Consider the following 18845-nt stretch of genomic DNA (forward strand, 5'->3'; position numbering starts at 1 on the left):
ATTGATCCGTCGAGCGACCATAGAAGCGAGACGATTTTGTTTTGAAATTCAGTAGAAATAATTATTTCGTGAGTTCGTGAAAAAATCCACGATTCTGAAAAAAGTTAAAATCTGAACTTTACAGATCGATTCCTTAAAATGTAGGAACTACCAATTTAAAAAAATAGACGTTTATAACAATTGAATCTGTCGTATTCAAGTGTGGGAACTCACATAAAACTTAGGTTTATCTGCAAAATAATGTGGGAACTACCACAAATTACGATTTTAAAAACAAATTCTAAAATTGTAGGAACTCATACTTTTAGAAAATTCTCTTTCATTTTCCCCACCAACTCATGTTATATTAGTTTTTTTGAAACTTTCTTTGTACGAACTATATTAATTTTTGTTCTAAAAAATCCCCGCGCAAAGGATCGAAGCGGGGTCAAGTTATTGAGTTTTAAGTTTTTATCTTTTGATCAGATCATTTTTCAATAACTTGACCAGAGCTGAGAGCCTGGTGTTTGGTCGTTTCTAATTAACTTTTTTGTTTATCGTAAAAATCGGGCCAAACATGCGCCCATTTTTAATAAGAAAATTCTATAAAATAGATTGTAGAAAAGTTATTTTATAGATTCGTTTTTTGTTTAATCGCAAAACAGCGTTTTTACGATTAAATCTAAATTTTATATTTGGATTTTAGAGAGGTTTCTTAAATTTAAAATCATAAATTTGTTTTTAAGATCGGATGAATTCTTCCGTTGTATCCTCTTCTTCTCTGAGATCGTAAAAACTATATTCAAAATTTTTTCCCGCTACAACTTCAAGTCCGTATACGTGTTCCGAAATTCTTACATTTTTTACTATGTCTAAATGATAAAGCTCAGCTAAGAATTTCATTTTGTCTAAGGAAATCTTATCGTTGATTTTTGGTCCGATCGAATATTCATTTTTCATCCAATCTAATACGATCAGTTTGCCTCCTTTTTTTATGGAACGTATAAGTCCGTCCATAGCAAGCCCCGGATCTGGAAACGTGGATAAAACTAAAGATGCAAATACTGCATCAGGTGCCGGTATCCATTCTGGTAACAATGGATGATCCGACTTTTCAATGAAGAACGGTGTAAAGTTTGAAATCTCTTCTCTATTTTTCCAATGAAGCACTTCATCCAGTAAATCCTGCTGATAATCCGCTCCCCAAAGCCAAGCGTCCTTAGGTAGTTGTTTTTTGAGTTCCAAGGTAAAATAGCCCAGTCCCATTCCAAAATCTACTAGGTTCATGACTTCTTTCAAGTTGAAGTGTTTAAATACGATTTCAGGTGGTGTGAGTTCTCTACGTTTACTGGAAATCAGAAAATTCTGATACTCAGGGTTTTCGTAATAATCTAGATCGCTCATTTTCCTATTGGGATTATGTCTATTGATTCTTTCAGAAATGTCAAATCGGAAATCTTTATTGTGATAGTTTCCACAACTTACAATGAAGTTTACGTTTCTTCTACAAAATTCAAGATATGTGTGAGTTCCCACATTTTAACAAAAGAATTTCTCTTCTTCGATAAAATCGAAACTAGTTTCATTCACTTCACGCAAGAAACTTTAATTTCTAAAATAGAATCTAAACCCTTCCTGGTGATAATTCGTTTTAAGTCATTATTACCTACTTCGATTTGGTGTTAAATAACAAGGGTCGGATTGCCGATATTTAGACCAAAGACGTTGATCTTATGAAAATTAGTACCCGGATATTGCTATTATTTTCTTTGATGATACTCGTTTCCTTTCCGGGAGCTCAGGACCACACATTCAATCAAAATCAGGTAGAAAACTATAGTATCGCAAATTCCATTCATGCAGAAATTTTAAAAAAGGATGAGAATTCAGTCAGGATCTTTTGGGACGCTCCAAAAGAAACCGGAGAAATTATAGTCGCCCGTTCCTCTTCTATGATCGACACCCCTGAAAAATGTATGGTTGCAGATTCCTTGGGAAAATATCCAAGCGGGATTGCCGGAGGGGTAACTCAAATCTTTGACTACAACCTCAAACCAGGAACTTATTATTACGCGGTCATTTTGGCTCATAGAGTTAAAAATGGTACAGTCAAACTAATTCCAGGGAGAAACTTCACTACAATTCCGGTCGTCATCGAACACGCGTTAACTCCAACGGAAAACAAAATCCCGGAAATCCCAGACGACGCAAGGGTTATCGATCTAACAGTTAAAAGGGAAGGTAAATACCTTCGATTGAATTGGACCCCCTACGAAAAGGCAATCCCAAACGCGACTGTTTATACTGTTTATCGTTCTGCAGAACCTATGTCTTCTTTATCCTTGATGAGAAAAGCAGAAAAACTCACCGAACTCAGTCACCCCGAATCCACTTTTTTGGATCAAGATTTGAATAAATCTCAGACGATTTACTATGGGGTAAGCGTTCGCTCCGGAGCCAAAGAAGTTTTACCTCTGATCAACGGACAATCTTTTATCCGATACTTTTACATTGGAAACCCCAACAAAGGTGGCTCTGAAAATATTACAAATCCAGAATATTCAGAAGATGAAATGCGCATAAAAGATCTTACCGCCGAAGTGGACGATCTAAATGTAAAACTCTCTTGGAAGGCCCCTGAAAAGGCAGACGCAAATACGGTTTATACAATCTATCAAGCGTTAAAACCTTTAAGCGGTGGAACCGCTACATTTTTAGGCGGAAATGTGCGAAAGTTAGGAGAAGTCAATCATCCAGATACCGAAGCCCAGATCAAAATGAAATCCTTGGATGCGAAAGTTTATTTTGGAGTCACTGTAAAACATAAGGACAAAGAAGGGTTCAACCTTGTAGAAAATGAATCTTTTATAGCAATCTCTCCAAACAAGAAACCCGAAAACTCAGAAGAAAATAGTGCAGAAGAGACACCTCAGGAAAATCAGGAAGAAACATCTGCTTCAGATCCAGAAAAAGAACAAGAAAAAAGTGAAGAAGTTTCTAAAGATACAAAACAAGAAGAAGAATTTTCCGGGAATAACGATGAACTAGATAAAATTCTAAGAGAAACCTACTGGAAAAAAGAATACTCCCGCACGATTCGAGATCTGAAACCGTATGCAAAAAACGGAAATTCAGTGTACATGAAAGGAAAAGCAAAATTTTTCACTGGACTCTCTTACTATAAAAAAGGGAATTACAAAGAAGCACTTAAGTATTTCATCAATAAAGATAGTAAATTTTACAATACGGAACGCTCTGAGTTTTGGTCGAAGCGCTGTCTGTCTCGGATCTCCGGAGGAAATCCATGAACCGTTCTATCATATTAATTACAGGATTTTTATTTATCTGCGCCGGCCTTTTAACCGCAGTGTATCAAACTACGATTCAAGACGAAGATTCCAAACGAAAGAACGTTCTGGAAAAAATTAAAGAAGGCGAGGAATACTTAAAACAAACCAATTCAAAAGCTGCAGAAAAGGCTGTGGATATATTCTCTGAACTTTCCGCCAGAGAGATTCCAGAAGAACATTCTTTCCGTGTTAAGTACGATATGGGAAGAGCACTTGAAAGAAACCAAGATAGTCTTTTAGCGCTGGGGATTTATAGAGAATTAAATCAAAAAGAAGGCCTTTCCAGAGACGAACGCTCAAAAGTTGCGTATTCCATGGGAAATCTTCTTTTACAACTCAATCGAGACGAAGAAGGAAAAGGTCATTTAGAAGAGGTTCTTAGAATTTCAGCGGATTCTAAACTTCGTTCAAACGCGTTATCTGCAATTGCTGACTATTATATGAAAAAGGGAAATTATGATCTTTCTCGCAAAAATTACGTCCTCGCCCTCCAGGAAGATCCTGAAAATGTAAAAGCCAGAGTTCGTTGGGGAAAATCTTTACGCAGAATGGGTAAGGATTGGTCCGCCTACGATGTTTATGACGATTACGCTCAAGCTGGATTCTACTTTGATCCAGAAAAAGAAAAAGTAAGTTCCGAGTTTAGAAGTGGTATCTTAGAGAAAGCAAGACAACTCTACGTTCGTAAACAGTACTATGGCGCTATCGATACTTTTAAAAAAGCCCTTGATATGGGCGTCAGCTCGAAAGCGGAAGAACAAGCTTTGTTTTATATTGCAGAAAGTTACGAAGCGATTGGTAAATCCGATTCCGCTCTTCAATACCTAAATCGAGTTTTAGGAAATCAAGATGGCTCTTTAGATCAAACGGCTCTTTTTCGCAAAGGTACAATCTATTTTAAAAGTGGTAAATATGAAAAGGCTGCAGCCTTATTTCAAGAAGCCACGGATAAATATCCGGATTCTCCCGTTGGTAGAAAGGCAAGCGCTTGGAAAAAAGAATCCTTGGATCAAGTGGAAGATAATCTTCATTACAAGCAGGAAGATAAAGAAAAAAGTAAAGAGGATCTAGAAACCGAAAAATTGGATTGAGATCCGTTTGCCAATAATTCTACGAAACTTTTAGAATTCTCCACAAAACCAAATCGCATTGTTTAAATAGATTCAAAAGTCTATTTCTAAACTATACAAAGTAAGTTCAAATTTATGTACTTTAAGAATTTCGTTTCGTACATAAATCAGACACTTTTCAGGGCTCAAAGTCATACCGTACGCGTAATTCGTTCCAAATACAATTTGATCTATGTTTTTTCCGGTAATTATAATTGATTCGATATGGCAATCGGAAATATAACAATTCTCGATAGAACAATCTCGGACAGATATAGTTTTGAGATTACAAAAAATGAATTTAGCATTTTTAAGATTACATTTTTCTAAATTAATATTTATAAAACAATCTTCAAATTCTACACCTTCTAAATCATAGTTTCTAAGTGTAAAATTAAAATCCTCAACAGATACGCCCGTAAATTTCTTTTCCCCTTTTTTAATAAGCTGAACAAACTCTTGAACAGAAAGATCATGAATCATTTTTTATAGACCTTTCATCCTTTTTACGATTTTGAGACAAGCTGTAATTTTTGGGAACCTCTACAAAACGAACTGACATCCCAAAATGATGATTTTATGAAGAAAATTGATATTAAGAACTTTGTATTTGGATTTCATAGAATTCCCTTTTATAATCTTAACCTAACTCACGTTAGGTCACTTCGCTTTTAATAAATTCCTCATCTTTGAGTTCAATATCGATTCCTAAAACATCATAAATCGCGGAAGGAATATCCACAATCGAACGAATCTTTTGTTCCATTTTAGAAGTATATTTTCCATAAAGAACCGTAGGGACCTGATTAAGAGTATGAACGTCCACGCTCAAATTTTCCAAATTTCCATGATCAGAAGTAACAATTAATTGATCTTCTTCCGGATTCAACTCTTCTAATATTCCTGTCAAAAAAGATTCCAACTCGCTGATATGTTTTTCAGCTGCCTCCCAATTCATCTTATGACCAATTTTGTCCGTTAGAAAAAACTCATAAATACAAAGAGTGTAATCATCCTCTTTACAATTCCGAATAATAGACTTTCCAGTTTGATATGGATCTCGAACTTGAAACAATTCATCAGATTCATCTAAATAACCTCTGGAAAATTCTTTGAGATATTCGTGGGTAATATCCATATAAAGTCCCCTTCCCCGACGAAGATCATCCATCCCTTTGAGAGGTTTATCACTCGCCATCTGAATCAAAGTAGAAGCAGAAACGTGACGAGGATTTTTTTTGACGTATTCCGTAAACGCAGGAGTATAACAATTTAAAAGATCAGCTTTAAAACCGTGTTCTTCTAAAATCCGAATGATCGAATATTTACTGATAATTTTTTTGAGAGTAAACGTAGGAAATCCGCTCAAATGTCTTTGAAGCACCTTACAAGCGTTAATCCCTGTCCAAAGAGAAGTTTGACCAGTGGCGCTTTGAGGAAGGCCTTTGATTCCCATACTCGCATCCGTTTTTAAAAAGACCGCATTTTTCAGAGATAAAGGCGCATTTTGCGGAATTGATTTTCCGGCGAGTGGTAAAAAAAACGACTTTGCATATCTGGAAAAAGGATTTGTCTCCGGATCATCTGGGCCAAATCCAATCCCATCGATAAACATATAAAAGATCATAATTACAGCTTCCTGCCTTTTTGTAAAAAGACGATCTGAGTTTTAAGACAAGCAGTAATTCCGTTCGGTTTTCTACTTTTCGGTTGAACCCAAAGAACCGATACTAAGAACAGTGACGTTCGATCTTTACAGAAAAATCGCCTTTGCCTTAACACTGATTCTATTAGGGCTGATTCCGATTTCCATTCCTTTTTTCAAGAAAGAATGGAAAGAATCTTCTATGGAGTTTTCTTTAAACCCCGCTGGAAATGAAGGAATTTTAAAACGAGAAAGTTTTTTAAAAGTTTGGTCAGATATTAAAAAAGCCCCTCTTTTTGAAGCAGGACCCAAAATAGAATATTCAATTCGGAACTTTTCTTTACCTAAACAAGCCAAAGAACTCGGCGAAAGTTTACTTAAAAATTTAGAACTCAGATCAATCAAAATATACGATTCCTCTTATCATTTAGTCTATTCCAGCGAATCTACAAAAGAGATTTTTAATAAAGATCTTCGTTTAGGAGATCTGAAAATTTCGCCTTCCGGGATCAATTTCGATTCAATGGGAATCCCAATCTATCGAAGCAAAAATGGAGAATGGTTTCTCTGGATGAATGGTTTTACTTTGGGAACACACGTATCTATTCCTTTTAATATCAGGGAAAAACAGATCTATTGGATTTTCGAATCTGAAAAAATAGGACACGATTCTTTAATCGGTTCTAACGATTTAAGATCCCTAAACTATCCGGATAACCTAGAAGAAATATTAGCAGAATTCAATAAACCAACTATCAACTGGAAGGAACGTCCGCTTTGGGAAAAAAATAAAATCGGAAATCATATCATTTTTCTTTCTTATGATAAAGGTTCCAGAATCAAACAATTGATTCTCATATTTAGTTTTTTGTCTTTCCTACTCGGAGCCTGCGGTTTGGGAATTTTATCTTCTACTTTGGTACATTCCATCATAGTAGAAAAAGAATTCGATCACAAAGAAAAAGTTCTCAAAATGAGGGACGTCTTTCTTAGGATCATACAACTTTTAAAAAGGGATTTATCATGACCGGACTCAAGTTAAGAATTGCTATTTTAATTTTATCGGTCCTTTCTTTTTTTTATTATAGATTTATACCGTATTTTCCTGATGGAATATATTATAAAAACAGAATGAATTCTGCTTTTACTAATCTAAACGAAGAACTCCGCCATCTTGAGACTGGACTAGGACAAATCAATTCAATTTCGGAATTAGAAAATTTACAGTTGGAATTCCCGATCGTTTCCGGTTTAAAATTTGTAACCGAATCCGATCTATCCTCCCGCAAAGACCCAGAAGGAAAACTACTTAAAGAAACCTTAAAAGATGGAACCAGCCGTTTATTTTTTTTAAAACCATCCTTGGTGTTTTGTCTTCCCCATCCTGAAAAAAAGAAATTGATTCTCGCAGAACTCAGGGAGGATTTATTTAGAGTCTCTTTTTCAGGTGTAGAATCTATGTTAATTCCGGATTTAAAATTTGGAGGATATGCGGAGCCGGGAGGTTTTAACAAAGGAAGAATCTCTTTCCTATTGATAGAAGAATTGAGCCGGTCCGAAAATGCCGTCAATCGGATTGAAATCGGTTCTTCTCCGTTTATCGGATATTATTACGCGACACCCGAAAACTCATACGGATTTTTAAAAGGAATTCTCATTTTAAAACCCGGAAACGACGGACTTTTTTTCTTATTTCTATCAGGGTTTTTAATCCTACTATTCTTGATCGATTTCATGATTCGAATCTTAAGAATCAAACGGAATTTTTTCACTCATAAGGAAGGAAAAGAAATTCAAGAAATCATTGGTCAGATTTCTAAAAGAATCGATGCACTTCAAACCGCTAAACAAAAAGCAATAGAATCTGCTCAGAAAAGTGAAGTAGAAGAAATACAGACTTTAACTTCCGAAGAAGTAGATTTCGACCTACAAAACGTTCCGATCCCAATGAAAGAAGTAAAACAAGAAGATGGTCCCTCCATTTTCGTTTTACCATTCGAATTGAAAAGAGAAGGTTACGTTTCTCCAGCTTTTTTAAGAGATCCTGAAAAATTTAAAGAGCCCGAACCGATAGCTCCAGAAATAGAAAAGAAACGTTCCGAAATTTTTACTCCCGAATTGCAAGACTTGATTTCCAAGGTGAACGAACCTATTCGCGAAAAACCGGATATACAAATCGCCAAACAAGAGATCGAACCAGAACCAATTTCTACGAATCATACGGAATTAGGTCCCGGTTATATGAAATGGTTAAATACTCTTCCGATCAGAGAACGAAGAAAAATATTGGAAGTATTGGATGAACTTCGTTATGGATTAGAATCAGAATATTCATTTATTTTAAAATACTATATATCCGTATTTTTAGATCTAAAACTTTATGGATTTGCAATTCATTACTACGACAGAAGAAACGGAAGTTATAGCCCATTTGTAACCCAAGGGCTTAGGGAACGTACGTCTGGAAACATGATTTTTTTATACGATGACCAATATATAGGAAAAGAATCCGGAACCTATTCCATTATAGAAATTACGGATGAAAGAAAAATGGATCGTTTTTTCAGAAAAAAGTTCGATCCGATCGATCTTGAAATTTGTACGTCTATCCTTACAATTCCATTGTCCAATTTTGGAATCCCATTTCGATTTTTTCTATTTTTCAAAGACCCACTAACAAAAGAAAACGCTCAGGAAATAGAAAATTTAATCTTTCATTCTTTGGAACCAGTAATTCCCGCGTTCGAAGAATACGATCGAAAAATTTTAGGGGAACTATTCAGAGACAAGCGAGACGTAGTTTCTTCCCGAGTTCATTTAATGAGAATTGCGACAGACGGAGAAAGAGGACTGACTAGATCCTTTAAAATTGAATTTCATGGAAAAAATTTTAAAACTCTCGAATCCCTTCGCAAAAAAACAATGTCTCAAATTTCTGAAATTATCGGTCCAGAAGATATATGTTTCGGAATCGGAGTTGGTGCCTTTGGTTTATATACTAGAAAAAATTTGGAAAAACAAATTCGTTCTTTAATAGATCAAACTGGAAATCCCTACGATTTTGTAGAAGACATATATCCTGAAAACGGAAAAAACCTATTCATATATCTTTAAGGTTCATTCCAATTTTATCATGTATTTTGTTCGCTTATTAATTTGGTTTTTGTATTTTGTATTTTGTATCTCTTCTCTTTTCGCAACCGAGGAAAATCGAAAAGAATGGAACAAGTCTGTCAAAGAAAAAATTCTCAAGATGAACGAAGCTCGAGAAGAAACCGAATCAATTCCTTATCTAGAAAAGTTCGTGGAAAAAAATCCAGCGGATTTGACCGTTAAACTTTGGTATGCAAGAGCCTTATTCTATCGAAAAGATTTGGAAATTCCCGAACACTCGGAGGAAATTTTTTCTAGAACAGAAAAATTAAAGAAAATCAAAACAAATTATTTACTAGCAGCAAAAACGTTTGAAGAAGTCTTAAAATATCTTTCTCAAGCAACTCCTAGAGATCCGGATCTAGGCAAATGGCATTTTCTTTGGGCCATGTCAGAATGGTATGCTGGAAGAGAAGACCGAGCGATTCAGATCTTTAAGAAATCTTTTAAATACGATTTCCGACTTAACGAAGCAAATTACAATATCGCATGTATCTATCAAACTCTAGGTCAATTAAAGGACGCAGAAATTTATTTTAGAGCATATCTGAAAAACGATAAAGAAATGAGAGAAGAAAACTGATGGCGAAAGTAGATAAACGATTTCAACTTTTAATGACAGAAGAAGAATTAGAACTTCTTAAAAAAGAAGCAGAAAAAAGAAATCTATCTGCGGGAGAAATGTTACGTCTATCTTTTCGAAATGAAGTATATAGATCCGATTCTTACGAAAGATTAGAAGCTCTTAAAATTCTCTCAAAATTAAAATGAAATACTATCTCTCCAAATCTTTATTAGAAATCATCATTCAAGATCCTTCCGATCTAAAAACGATCGTAGTAGAATCAATCGAAAGATTGATCAAAGAACAACATCTATTTTATACCGGAACAATCTCCATCCTTCCCTTGTTAGAAAAAGAAAAAGATCCAATCCAAAAAGAAATCATCTGGAGTCAGATAAAACGCCTTTGTTTGGAAATTTTGGATTTCAAAGCCGAAAATCTTTCTTTGGCTCAAAAATTATCCCTAGAGTTTGGAAACATAGAATGGGTTTGGAACGAAATATCAATCGCAATCCAAAAAGATTTGGACGGTTTTATCACAGTGGATAAAAATCTTCCAGACCAAAAAATGATCAAGATACTACTCGCTCAAAAAATAAACTTCAACGGGATCACTTAATGTGGAAACCTGATCTTTCCCATTTTGGAAATGATAGAATTTATTATAAGCGCTAATCCTAAAAAAATAAGTGGTTCCTTTTTTTAAAAACAGCTGATTTTTTTCCAAAAGGATTTCCGAATTCAAAGAAATGATTCTATTATCTATACAAGTAGAAAGTTTATTATAATATTCTTGAATATGAATGTAATTTTTTCCGGGAGGAAGTCCGGAAATCGGATCTAGATAATCCGAAGCCGGATGTTTAGGACGGTTTTTTTTATTAGGCGTTTCACCCGATTCACCCAAAGTTCCTCGAACAATCCCAACCATTCGATCCGGATGAATTCCATAATGAATGAAATATCCACCTCCGTTAATAACATCTTTTTCTGGATTGGATTTCCAATTTAGACATATACTCGGGCCGCTATCGTCAACACCATTTTCAGCAACTTTTAGACCGAGAGGACGTACAGGAGGATTTGTTTCTCTAAAGGTCAGAGATATATTTTTTAATTCCGGAGTTTTATTTCCGCTGGGATCGGATTTAAATTTAACTCTCCACTGATAATATCGAAATGGAAGAAGATCCGTTTTATCTTCCGTAATTCCCAAAAATTTTTTTAGAGAATATTTCAAAGGGATCCTATAGGTATCTGGTTCAAGAGAATCTATTTTAGAATTTTCTAATTTTCTTAAGTCAACACCAATCCAGGCGGGGGATTCAGAATTTGGAGTAAACGGAACTGGAGACACTCTCAGATAAAGTTCCAAAGCGGAAGAAGTCGGAACTACGGCCTTCAATTGAACTTCTTCCAAAAAAGAACTGGAATACTTGCTTTTATAGACAGGAGAAATTCCTATTCCGAACTTGGATTCGGAAGTATGAGTTTCCGAATCAAAATTTTGGCCTGGAAAAGAAGTGTCTTCGGAACTAGGATTTGGTTTTCCTGGAAAAACAGAAAAATTTTCCATCCAGCCATAATAAGAGCTCGCGATTCGAAACGAAGTAGTATCATCAGCATGAAAACCGATTCGAGTCAAATTTTGGCTGGCAGGAACAGCAGCTCTTGCCGATTCTTTTCCATTGAGATAAAGTACAATTTCTCGATCGTTAGGGTTGAAATAAAGAAGAACCCGATTCCATTGATTTTTTTTCAGAGTCGTGTTAGAAGTCAGATATAAAGAAAGAAACCGCTTTTCCTCCGTTTCAAAAAAAGAATAAAAACCTGCTTTGAGTCGATCGTCCGCGATCTTTAAATCCCAACCGTAACTATTTCCGGATGTTTCATAGAGTTTAGAAATTAGAGTCGCATCCTTTTCAACCGTTCCAGGAAGAAAACTAAAAGAAATGTAAAATTCTTTTGTCAGATCTTTGGAGGTCAAGAGACCTGAATAAGAATGTGCAATCTTGATCCCAGTCCTTTTACCCGAAAAACGTGCGCTTCTTTTAGAATGAAAAACGTTTTCTGAATCAGGTAAATAAGAGGACATGAGAATTTTATAATTTCCTGATGCATCCTTTAGATCAGACGGATTTCCAGATTCAAAATCTAGATAAAGTTCGGAACCGAAACTTCGATTTTTAGTTTGCAGTTTTAGAACTTTATTTTCAGAATTATTTCCGGAAAGTTCCAATCCGTTTTTTTGTAAATCATCTAGCGGAAAAGTTTTGGTCTCTGTAAAAAGTGAAAAAGGGTAAAAAAATAAAATTGTTAACAAAAAGACAATTTTGATTTTATTCCAAAGTTTTAGGACATAAGAGTTATTACTAAAACCAGAATTTTGATGTAAAACAGAGCAGCTAACAACGAATACATGGTCTACAAACATCAAAACGTTGTATGCAACACTACTTAATTTGTGAAAATCACTATATTTTTTTAAGTATTTTGAAATCATAATCGTGATTTCTTTTGAAGTTTTAAAATAACCTTTTTAAAAATTGATCTCATCCAGTTTTTATTAAGAATTTAAAGTCTCGAGTTGATTGACCCTTCTTTCATGGCGTCCACCTTCAAAAGAAGTATTTATCCAAGTACGTACGATATTAAGAGCCAACTCTTTACCAATAATCCTTCCACCCAAAACGAGAACATTCGCGTTATTATGACGTTTAGACATTTCAGCGGTAAATTGATCGTGGCAAAGTGCAGCACGAATTCCACTCATACGATTAGCGGCAATGGAGGCCCCAATTCCAGTTCCACAAAGAGCGATCAAACCTTCCACTTCTTTGGAAAGAACTTTTTTACAAGCGGCCGAGATAACAATCGGATAATCCACAGAACTTTCATCCTTGGTCCCGTAGTCTACGATTTCCAATTCTCCTGCAAGAGACTTGCGGAGAAATTCCTTGAGCTCAAAACCTCCGTGATCAGAGGCAATTCCGATTTTTTTCATGATCTAAATTGGTTATGTCCCGACTGTATTTAGGTTTCAAGCAAATAATTTTGACCGTGTCCAGTTTGTAAATATTAGTGAAAGTTTCCGAGGAACTCTTACAAATATCTATTTTATCGTTAAACGTCGTATTCTTATTCTATGATCAAATAAGGCTTTATCATAGAGCTATTGAGAAATTAATCCTCCGCCTATTTTCGTTGTATTACCCAAACAATTGAAGCAGTTGCGCTAAACTTCATTATAGAATTTTCAACAACTCTAATAAAAATTGAAAGTATTCAACTTGTAAACTTATAGAGATAATCGTTTAGAATTTTAGATACTTTACCATTCTAAACAATATCAAATTACCCCATAGAATCGACATTTTGTAACAATCATCAAAAAAATTTATCTTCCAGAATTCTCATAACTTTTAAGAATAAAACACGTTTTAGAAAATAGATTTTGCAACGAACATTGTCTTACAAAAGTAAAATCAATTCAAAGAATAGAATCCCGAAACGTTTTAGGCATCGCGTCCCAAAATTCAATTTGAAGCAGAAATAACGAAAGATAGATCATTGAAAAATTTTCTTCGGAAATTTTTTCTCCATTCAGAGCAAAACCGGTAGCGTCATTTAACCTGGTTAAAAGTTCTTTCTTTTGTTTGAGATGGGTCGTAAGAAGTTCCCATTCAATTGAATTGAGAGACCTAGTTTTATCATCCGAAAGAATATAATTTTCATAATAAGAATTCAATTCCGCATACGTGAAAATATGGCGGTTCCAATCCATAAAAAGTTTAGACTGATCTTCTTCCGAAAGATTCTTATTCTGAATACAAACGATCGACTGAAATCTGGACTTTCCTTCTTTATACGCAATCGTTTCTGCAATTCTCTTTTTTTCTTCCAAAGGAAAAGTAGATTTATATAAGTTTGAAAGCTCAGAAGAAGTTGTCTCATTCGTAAAACAGTCCTTAATCGGAAGTTGTGTATTAAAATTTAATCCCGAAGCTAAGAGGCCTCCGGACAAAGCTCCGACTAATGTAAAAACTCGGATCAAAATTAGAAAAAACTTTTTAAAGGATAAAAACTTCATCAAATCTTAGATTCAAAATCCTTCATAAAGGAAACCAACTTTTGAACTCCCGTGAGAGGCATAGAATTGTAGATAGAAGCCCTAAAACCTCCTACCAACCTATGACCGCCTAAACCGTGTAAGCCGTTTTTTTCTGCCTCGTCTAAAAATTTAGAATCTAAATTTTTATCCTTAAGTAAAAATACTACATTCATTTTAGAACGCGCCCTTTTTTGAACCGGACAAACATACAAGGAAGAAGAATCAATAAAATCGTAAATCAGTTTTGCTTTTTGTTCATTAACCTTTTCGATCGCTTCGATTCCGCCTAATTTTAAAAGCCACTCAAATACAAGCTTGGCGATATAAATAGAATACGTAGAAGGAGTATTGTAAAGAGATCGATTCTTTACCATGACAGAATAATCTAAGAGAATCGGAATTTTTCTTCCTGAAATTCCGAGTAAATCGTTTCGAATGATTGCAAGACTGAGCCCTGAAGGTCCTATGTTTTTTTGAGCACCAGCAAATATAACTCCGAAATCTTTAACGTCTATTTTACGAGAAAGAAGTTCGCTCGTCATATCGGCTACCAGTGGAATTTGTTTGATTTTTGGAATCTCCGGATATTGAGTTCCGTAGATCGTATTGTTGGAAGTAATATGAAGATACTTTCCTTTTCCAGAAAGGTTAGAATCGGTCAGAACAGGAACATCCGTAAAATGATTGTTAGTCGAATCATAAATGACATTAACTTCATTAAACTTAAGACCCTCCTCCCAAGCTTTTTTAGTCCAGATTCCAGTATGAGCAACGTCGAAACTTTCTCCTTCTTTCAAAAGATTGAGGGGAAGAGCAGAGAAATGTAACGTAGCTCCTCCTGAAAAAAAAGCGATCGAATAATCCTCTCCAAGATTCAAAAGTTTACGCAAAAGTATTTCTGCTTCCGTAATTACGTCTTCAAAAAGAGGTTCTCTATGACTGACTTCCATAACGGACATTCCGGAACCCTTATAGTTCAAAAACTCAGCCGCTGCAATCTCCATCACTTCATTGGGCAACATCGCGGGTCCAGCACCAAAATTATAGATTCTTTCTTGGAACAAATACATAAGGGATAAGGTTGCAAAAGGGAGGTGGGGAATCAACTTTCTTACGACAAAGGAGACTACAGATGGGGAAAAATCCTTGTCTCAATACAGCGCTTGAGGATAATCTATTTCCGGGTCAAATGGCTCTTTATTCAGATAGATAAAAAGGAGAATTTTTGAATGTTCAGAATCTGGATCGTATTTTTATGTTTCGGTTTTTCTTTATCGTTATTTTCTCAGGAAAGTTCTAAACTCGGAGAAAAAGAAATTCGATCTTCTCAAAGAGTTCGGTTTATTAATCGATCTTCTGCGCGAGCAGGAGAAGAGGTTAGAGGAACCAATGAAAAGGTAGGTTCCGGACTTGCAGAATCTCTCAAAAAAGAGCCAGATAAAACTCATACACAAGGTGGAATCAGCGTAACCAGAATTGCACCTGAAGAAAAAAAATTTGGAGCAGATGTGATCTCGGTTTTAGAAGATTCCGATTTTGGTCATATCAATTCTATCCAGAGAATTCTAACCGGTTTTGTAAAACTCAACTTCGGCTATGACGATAAAAATTCGGATATACTTGCCACCTATATTTTGTATTACAACGCCATTCATAGAAAAGATAAATCTTATATCTCCAAAAAGTATTCCAATTCTGTAATTAAGTTTGTAACTCCTCAGTCCATAGGAATTTCTAAACGTTATTCGGAATGGCCCGGAAAAACTCAGATTTTGATTCCACTTGTAGAAGACGTTTTAGGTAAGGATGTTCATACGGATGAATTGGAAGACGAAGTTAATAAAGAATTGGATAAGAAAAAAGACGGACAATCCGAAAAAGATAAGTTTGGAGATCTTCAAAACGAAAAAAACAAAAAAGAATTAGAAGAACTAAAACGTAGAAAAGAAGAGAATCAAAACAAACAGAAAGAAATTTCCGATAAAGAAACAAAAACGGATAAAGAACTTCAAGAACTCAATAAAGATCCAGTAAAAAATAAAGTTCAAATCGTAGAAAAGAAAAAAGAAAAAGAACAAATTCAAAAAGAAAAAGAAGCCGTTAAAAAGGAAGAACAGAAGTTAAAGGAAAAAGAAAAGGAAGTCGTAAAGAAAGACGAAGAAAGAAAAAACAATAATAGCTCTTCAAGTTCTTCGAGCTCATCCAGTTCTTCTAAATCCGATTCTAAAAGCGATTCGAGTAGTAGTAAATCCGGAAGCGATAAGTCTGCGTCCGATGACAAAAAATCAGAAGCGGAATTGAAAAAAGAACTCGCAGATACTAAAAAAGAATTGGAAACAAAAAAAGAAGAGGAGAAGAAAAAAGAAGAATTCGATAAGAACGTCGTCGGAGGAAAAATTCTTTTCTTAAAAACTCTAAAGTATTTAGATAAAGGACATTATAACAACGAATTACAGGTGTTAGATCCCACAAAAGACGATACGATTATCAGAGGAGATTTTAACAAAATTTGTGGTAGAACGTTTGAGATCGTAGACGGAAAGGCACTTGTAATTGGCTTCGAAGACGGTCACTCTTCTAACCATAAACTGATTTTAATCGACCAAGAAACTTTAAAGCCAGTCTTATTCGCAGAAGACAATATATTTTGGAGATCTCCTATGATCATCAAAGGAGACGAGATCTACGCGTTTGAAGAAGTAGAAGAGAAATATTATCTTTCTCGTTTCGGTAAGGATCTCAAAAAACAAGCCAAGTCTTCTGAGGAAATTAGCCCAAATTCAAACGTCACTTTCTATGGAGAAAAAATTTATGTTACCGGCAAGGAAGAAAGTTCGGGTAATATTCAAATCACCGTTTTTAATAAAGCCGATCTAAAACTGATTAAAAAAATTAAACCTTAGTCGATACCCGCCCTAAACCCTAAAAGAAAACTGCAATAATTCTTTAGGGTTTAGGGAAACTATTGTTCAAAATTATATAATAAAGCACTAATACTCCGTTATAATATAATAGAGTTTTACGAAAAAGAAATATAAAGTACTCAATTTTATAAAGACCTGTAAAAATATCAAATGAAATGGCTTCAAAATTTTTCAATTAAAAATCAATAATAACCATAAATAGATTCTTTTTATTCATGGTTATTCAATTAAAAAAAGAATTACTTTGTTCAATAGGGGTGTTTTTTATCGCAATCCGCTTCACAAGATGCCTTAGAACCTATACAAAACAGGGGATTATAAAGAACACTCAATAAAGAACTCGAAGAATTAGAATTCGTAGTGGTGTTGCCGTTTGTCGTACCACCATTCGTTGTGCCAGTATTTGTTCTAGAGTTATTATTTTCAAACAACGACGAAATCAGCAAAGAAGCAGCAATACAATCCGCATCGGCGGATTTACAGTAATTATCTTCGTAACATTTTTGACGAGGGGAAAGTTCAGAACATTGAACTACAAATAACGTTAAAATCAACATAAGAATATGAAATTTTTTCATAAAACCACAATGGTTAAATATGAGATTTTTATGCAATAAAATTATCACAGACAGAACATTTTAGATGAAGATTTTATACTTTTAAAAATATTAAAAAAATATATTTTTTTGATTTGGTGACGCCATTAGTTGTTTGTTAAGATATAAAAACGTATAGAATCAACTATTTATGTCTTTTACTCTTTACTATCATCCTTATAAAATTGAGTAACGTGAATTTTTTCATAATATTTCGTTTGAACTTAAAAATCAGGTATTCTATTAGAGTTGTTGAAAAATTAATTCTCCATTGGCTTCCGTTGTGTTAAAATGGACCATTGAAGCAGTTTTGCTAATCTATACTATAAAATTTTTCAACAACTCTATTATATTCCAATCTGAGAAACTCAAAAGATACTTCTATCAATCAGTATCCAAAAAAAACAGTTTAATTTTCCTAAATGTAAAAAATCTTATTTTCTTAACTTCTTTTGAAAGAAAATTAATAAGGATGTTTTCTATAACAATCCAATTCACAATTGCTTTGAAGAGTATTACAAAGAAACGCCCTACTCGTAATTTCTTCATTTGATACTTCTATATGAAAGAGTACATTTACAAGTGCAAATCCAGCAAAACAAGCTTGAGCACGATTTCTACAAGCGTTATCTTCCATACATTTTTCTTGAGGAGAAAGGTAATTACAAACATTAGTCGTAAGACCAAAAATTAATACGACGATTATAAATATGATTTTTCTCATAAAAGTTATTTAATATGTTTGTAACGTTATTCAAGTCTTAATCCGATGACTTTTCAAAAAAGCGATCTCACTTTATAATTTGAATATAATAGAATTTGATCTTATTAAAAAACAAGTTAATAACTTATTTATAAACACATTAATGTTTACGTTGAAAACTTAGATTCAACTTCACCTATAAAAATAAGTCACAAAGAAAAAAAGCAACTTACTCCGATAAATCCAACTGGTAAAAGAATACGCTAAAATTATTTGAAGCCGATTTATAAAAAAGATACGGTTGAATTTATAAAAATTCTACACATCCGTTTATATAAACAGGATCGAACTTAGAATATGTAAACTCCTACAAGAATTTAGCGCTAAAAAAGTTTTTCAAAAACAGAATAGAATTAATTTTGTGGGAATTCCCACAGATTGAATTTTTTACTAAAAAACGTGAGTTCGGTGTAAGAAAAAATTTTCTAAAAATAATAATTCCTACAATTTTAGAATTTATTCGTAAAATCGTGATTTGAGAGGAGTTCCTACGTTTTAGGAACCGAGATTACAACGTTTTTGAGAAAATAAACTATGGATTCTTTATGTCGAACCCACGTTAAAAAACTTGTCCCAAAAGACGTCCAATAATGCGCAGGCAACTCATCCCATTCGTTCTTTGAGGTTTGACAATTATACCCCGAGTCATA

General features: G+C 34.3%; 17 protein-coding genes. 8 read left to right on the plus strand and 9 right to left on the minus strand.

Annotation, left to right across the window (positions count from 1 at the left end; translation table 11 throughout):
- Window positions 1-720: 720 nt before the first annotated feature.
- A complete protein-coding gene (locus tag BW942_RS03965) occupies window positions 721-1383 on the minus strand; it encodes a class I SAM-dependent methyltransferase (protein WP_001973506.1) in 663 nt (220 codons plus the stop codon).
- Window positions 1384-1712: 329 nt separating this feature from the next.
- On the opposite strand from BW942_RS03965, the gene BW942_RS03975 reads away from it, so the two are divergent.
- The gene (locus BW942_RS03975; protein ID WP_000704134.1) at window positions 1713-3287 is read left to right on the plus strand and encodes a fibronectin type III domain-containing protein; all 1575 of its coding nucleotides are present in this window, start codon (window positions 1713-1715) and stop codon (window positions 3285-3287) included.
- On the plus strand, window positions 3284-4420 hold the full coding sequence (locus BW942_RS03980; protein WP_001082055.1) for a tetratricopeptide repeat protein: 1137 nt from the start codon (window positions 3284-3286) through the stop codon (window positions 4418-4420). The genes BW942_RS03975 and BW942_RS03980 overlap by 4 nt, the downstream gene beginning before the upstream one ends.
- 72 nt (window positions 4421-4492) lie before the next feature.
- Here the strand turns inward: BW942_RS03980 and BW942_RS03985 are convergent, their stop codons facing one another.
- Complete coding sequence (locus BW942_RS03985; RefSeq protein ID WP_000581000.1) at window positions 4493-4921, minus strand: pentapeptide repeat-containing protein; 429 nt, start codon at window positions 4919-4921, stop codon at window positions 4493-4495.
- Between the two features lie 172 nt (window positions 4922-5093).
- Complete coding sequence (locus BW942_RS03990) at window positions 5094-6065, minus strand: metalloenzyme (protein WP_000578515.1); 972 nt, start codon at window positions 6063-6065, stop codon at window positions 5094-5096.
- 112 nt (window positions 6066-6177) lie between these two features.
- On the opposite strand from BW942_RS03990, the gene BW942_RS03995 reads away from it, so the two are divergent.
- Genes BW942_RS03995 through BW942_RS04015 form a run of 5 tightly spaced genes read left to right on the plus strand, consistent with a single transcriptional unit; the run spans window position 6178 to window position 10420 of the window.
- Window positions 6178-7110 carry a hypothetical protein gene (locus BW942_RS03995; protein ID WP_000141840.1) on the plus strand — a complete coding sequence of 311 codons (933 nt, stop codon included), beginning with the start codon at window positions 6178-6180 and terminating at the stop codon, window positions 7108-7110.
- Entirely contained in the window at window positions 7107-9197 is a 2091-nt protein-coding gene (locus BW942_RS04000) for a hypothetical protein (RefSeq protein ID WP_000147223.1), read from the plus strand. Before BW942_RS03995 ends, BW942_RS04000 begins: the two co-directional genes overlap by 4 nt.
- A 19-nt stretch (window positions 9198-9216) precedes the next feature.
- Window positions 9217-9819, plus strand: a complete 603-nt coding sequence (locus BW942_RS04005; RefSeq protein WP_000274050.1) for a hypothetical protein — start codon at window positions 9217-9219, stop codon at window positions 9817-9819.
- On the plus strand, window positions 9819-10007 hold the full coding sequence (locus BW942_RS04010) for a hypothetical protein (protein WP_001140951.1): 189 nt from the start codon (window positions 9819-9821) through the stop codon (window positions 10005-10007). Before BW942_RS04005 ends, BW942_RS04010 begins: the two co-directional genes overlap by 1 nt.
- The gene (locus tag BW942_RS04015) at window positions 10004-10420 is read left to right on the plus strand and encodes a hypothetical protein (protein ID WP_000878663.1); all 417 of its coding nucleotides are present in this window, start codon (window positions 10004-10006) and stop codon (window positions 10418-10420) included. The genes BW942_RS04010 and BW942_RS04015 overlap by 4 nt, the downstream gene beginning before the upstream one ends.
- Here the strand turns inward: BW942_RS04015 and BW942_RS04020 are convergent.
- The 4 genes from BW942_RS04020 to serC all read right to left on the minus strand — a co-directional run bounded on the left by BW942_RS04020 (window position 10382) and on the right by serC (window position 14982).
- A complete protein-coding gene (locus BW942_RS04020; protein ID WP_002070138.1) occupies window positions 10382-12124 on the minus strand; it encodes a LamG-like jellyroll fold domain-containing protein in 1743 nt (580 codons plus the stop codon). The genes BW942_RS04015 and BW942_RS04020 overlap by 39 nt on opposite strands.
- Before the next feature lie 243 nt (window positions 12125-12367).
- Complete coding sequence (rpiB, locus tag BW942_RS04025; protein ID WP_000719443.1) at window positions 12368-12805, minus strand: ribose 5-phosphate isomerase B; 438 nt, start codon at window positions 12803-12805, stop codon at window positions 12368-12370.
- 486 nt (window positions 12806-13291) lie between these two features.
- Window positions 13292-13891 carry a hypothetical protein gene (locus BW942_RS04030; RefSeq protein WP_000670745.1) on the minus strand — a complete coding sequence of 200 codons (600 nt, stop codon included), beginning with the start codon at window positions 13889-13891 and terminating at the stop codon, window positions 13292-13294.
- Window positions 13891-14982 carry a 3-phosphoserine/phosphohydroxythreonine transaminase gene (gene serC / locus BW942_RS04035; RefSeq protein ID WP_001973456.1) on the minus strand — a complete coding sequence of 364 codons (1092 nt, stop codon included), beginning with the start codon at window positions 14980-14982 and terminating at the stop codon, window positions 13891-13893. Before serC ends, BW942_RS04030 begins: the two co-directional genes overlap by 1 nt.
- A 159-nt stretch (window positions 14983-15141) precedes the next feature.
- On the opposite strand from serC, the gene BW942_RS04040 reads away from it, so the two are divergent.
- Entirely contained in the window at window positions 15142-16815 is a 1674-nt protein-coding gene (locus BW942_RS04040) for a P83/100 family protein (protein ID WP_000488503.1), read from the plus strand.
- A gap of 269 nt (window positions 16816-17084) precedes the next feature.
- Here BW942_RS04040 and BW942_RS04045 read toward each other — a convergent pair whose 3' ends face one another.
- A complete protein-coding gene (locus BW942_RS04045) occupies window positions 17085-17414 on the minus strand; it encodes an LA_0364 family Cys-rich lipoprotein (protein ID WP_000713411.1) in 330 nt (109 codons plus the stop codon).
- Window positions 17415-17895: 481 nt separating this feature from the next.
- Complete coding sequence (locus BW942_RS04050) at window positions 17896-18156, minus strand: LA_0364 family Cys-rich lipoprotein (RefSeq protein ID WP_001226103.1); 261 nt, start codon at window positions 18154-18156, stop codon at window positions 17896-17898.
- Window positions 18157-18845: the final 689 nt, after the last annotated feature.

This window comes from Leptospira interrogans, from assembly GCF_900156205.1.
Lineage (GTDB): Bacteria > Spirochaetota > Leptospiria > Leptospirales > Leptospiraceae > Leptospira > Leptospira interrogans.

What these genes read in the sequence shown, in the direction of transcription:
- BW942_RS03990 (WP_000578515.1), bottom strand. Translation starts at nt 6,065, where the DNA reads ATGATCTTTTATATGTTTATCGATGGGATTGGATTTGGCCCAGATGAT.
- BW942_RS03965 (WP_001973506.1), bottom strand. Translation starts at nt 1,383, where the DNA reads ATGAGCGATCTAGATTATTACGAAAACCCTGAGTATCAGAATTTTCTG.
- BW942_RS03975 (WP_000704134.1), top strand. Translation starts at nt 1,713, where the DNA reads ATGAAAATTAGTACCCGGATATTGCTATTATTTTCTTTGATGATACTC.
- BW942_RS04030 (WP_000670745.1), bottom strand. Translation starts at nt 13,891, where the DNA reads ATGAAGTTTTTATCCTTTAAAAAGTTTTTTCTAATTTTGATCCGAGTT.
- BW942_RS04050 (WP_001226103.1), bottom strand. Translation starts at nt 18,156, where the DNA reads ATGAGAAAAATCATATTTATAATCGTCGTATTAATTTTTGGTCTTACG.
- BW942_RS04045 (WP_000713411.1), bottom strand. Translation starts at nt 17,414, where the DNA reads ATGAAAAAATTTCATATTCTTATGTTGATTTTAACGTTATTTGTAGTT.
- BW942_RS04000 (WP_000147223.1), top strand. Translation starts at nt 7,107, where the DNA reads ATGACCGGACTCAAGTTAAGAATTGCTATTTTAATTTTATCGGTCCTT.
- BW942_RS04015 (WP_000878663.1), top strand. Translation starts at nt 10,004, where the DNA reads ATGAAATACTATCTCTCCAAATCTTTATTAGAAATCATCATTCAAGAT.
- BW942_RS04010 (WP_001140951.1), top strand. Translation starts at nt 9,819, where the DNA reads ATGGCGAAAGTAGATAAACGATTTCAACTTTTAATGACAGAAGAAGAA.
- BW942_RS03980 (WP_001082055.1), top strand. Translation starts at nt 3,284, where the DNA reads ATGAACCGTTCTATCATATTAATTACAGGATTTTTATTTATCTGCGCC.
- BW942_RS04005 (WP_000274050.1), top strand. Translation starts at nt 9,217, where the DNA reads ATGTATTTTGTTCGCTTATTAATTTGGTTTTTGTATTTTGTATTTTGT.
- rpiB (WP_000719443.1), bottom strand. Translation starts at nt 12,805, where the DNA reads ATGAAAAAAATCGGAATTGCCTCTGATCACGGAGGTTTTGAGCTCAAG.
- serC (WP_001973456.1), bottom strand. Translation starts at nt 14,982, where the DNA reads ATGTATTTGTTCCAAGAAAGAATCTATAATTTTGGTGCTGGACCCGCG.
- BW942_RS03985 (WP_000581000.1), bottom strand. Translation starts at nt 4,921, where the DNA reads ATGATTCATGATCTTTCTGTTCAAGAGTTTGTTCAGCTTATTAAAAAA.
- BW942_RS04040 (WP_000488503.1), top strand. Translation starts at nt 15,142, where the DNA reads ATGTTCAGAATCTGGATCGTATTTTTATGTTTCGGTTTTTCTTTATCG.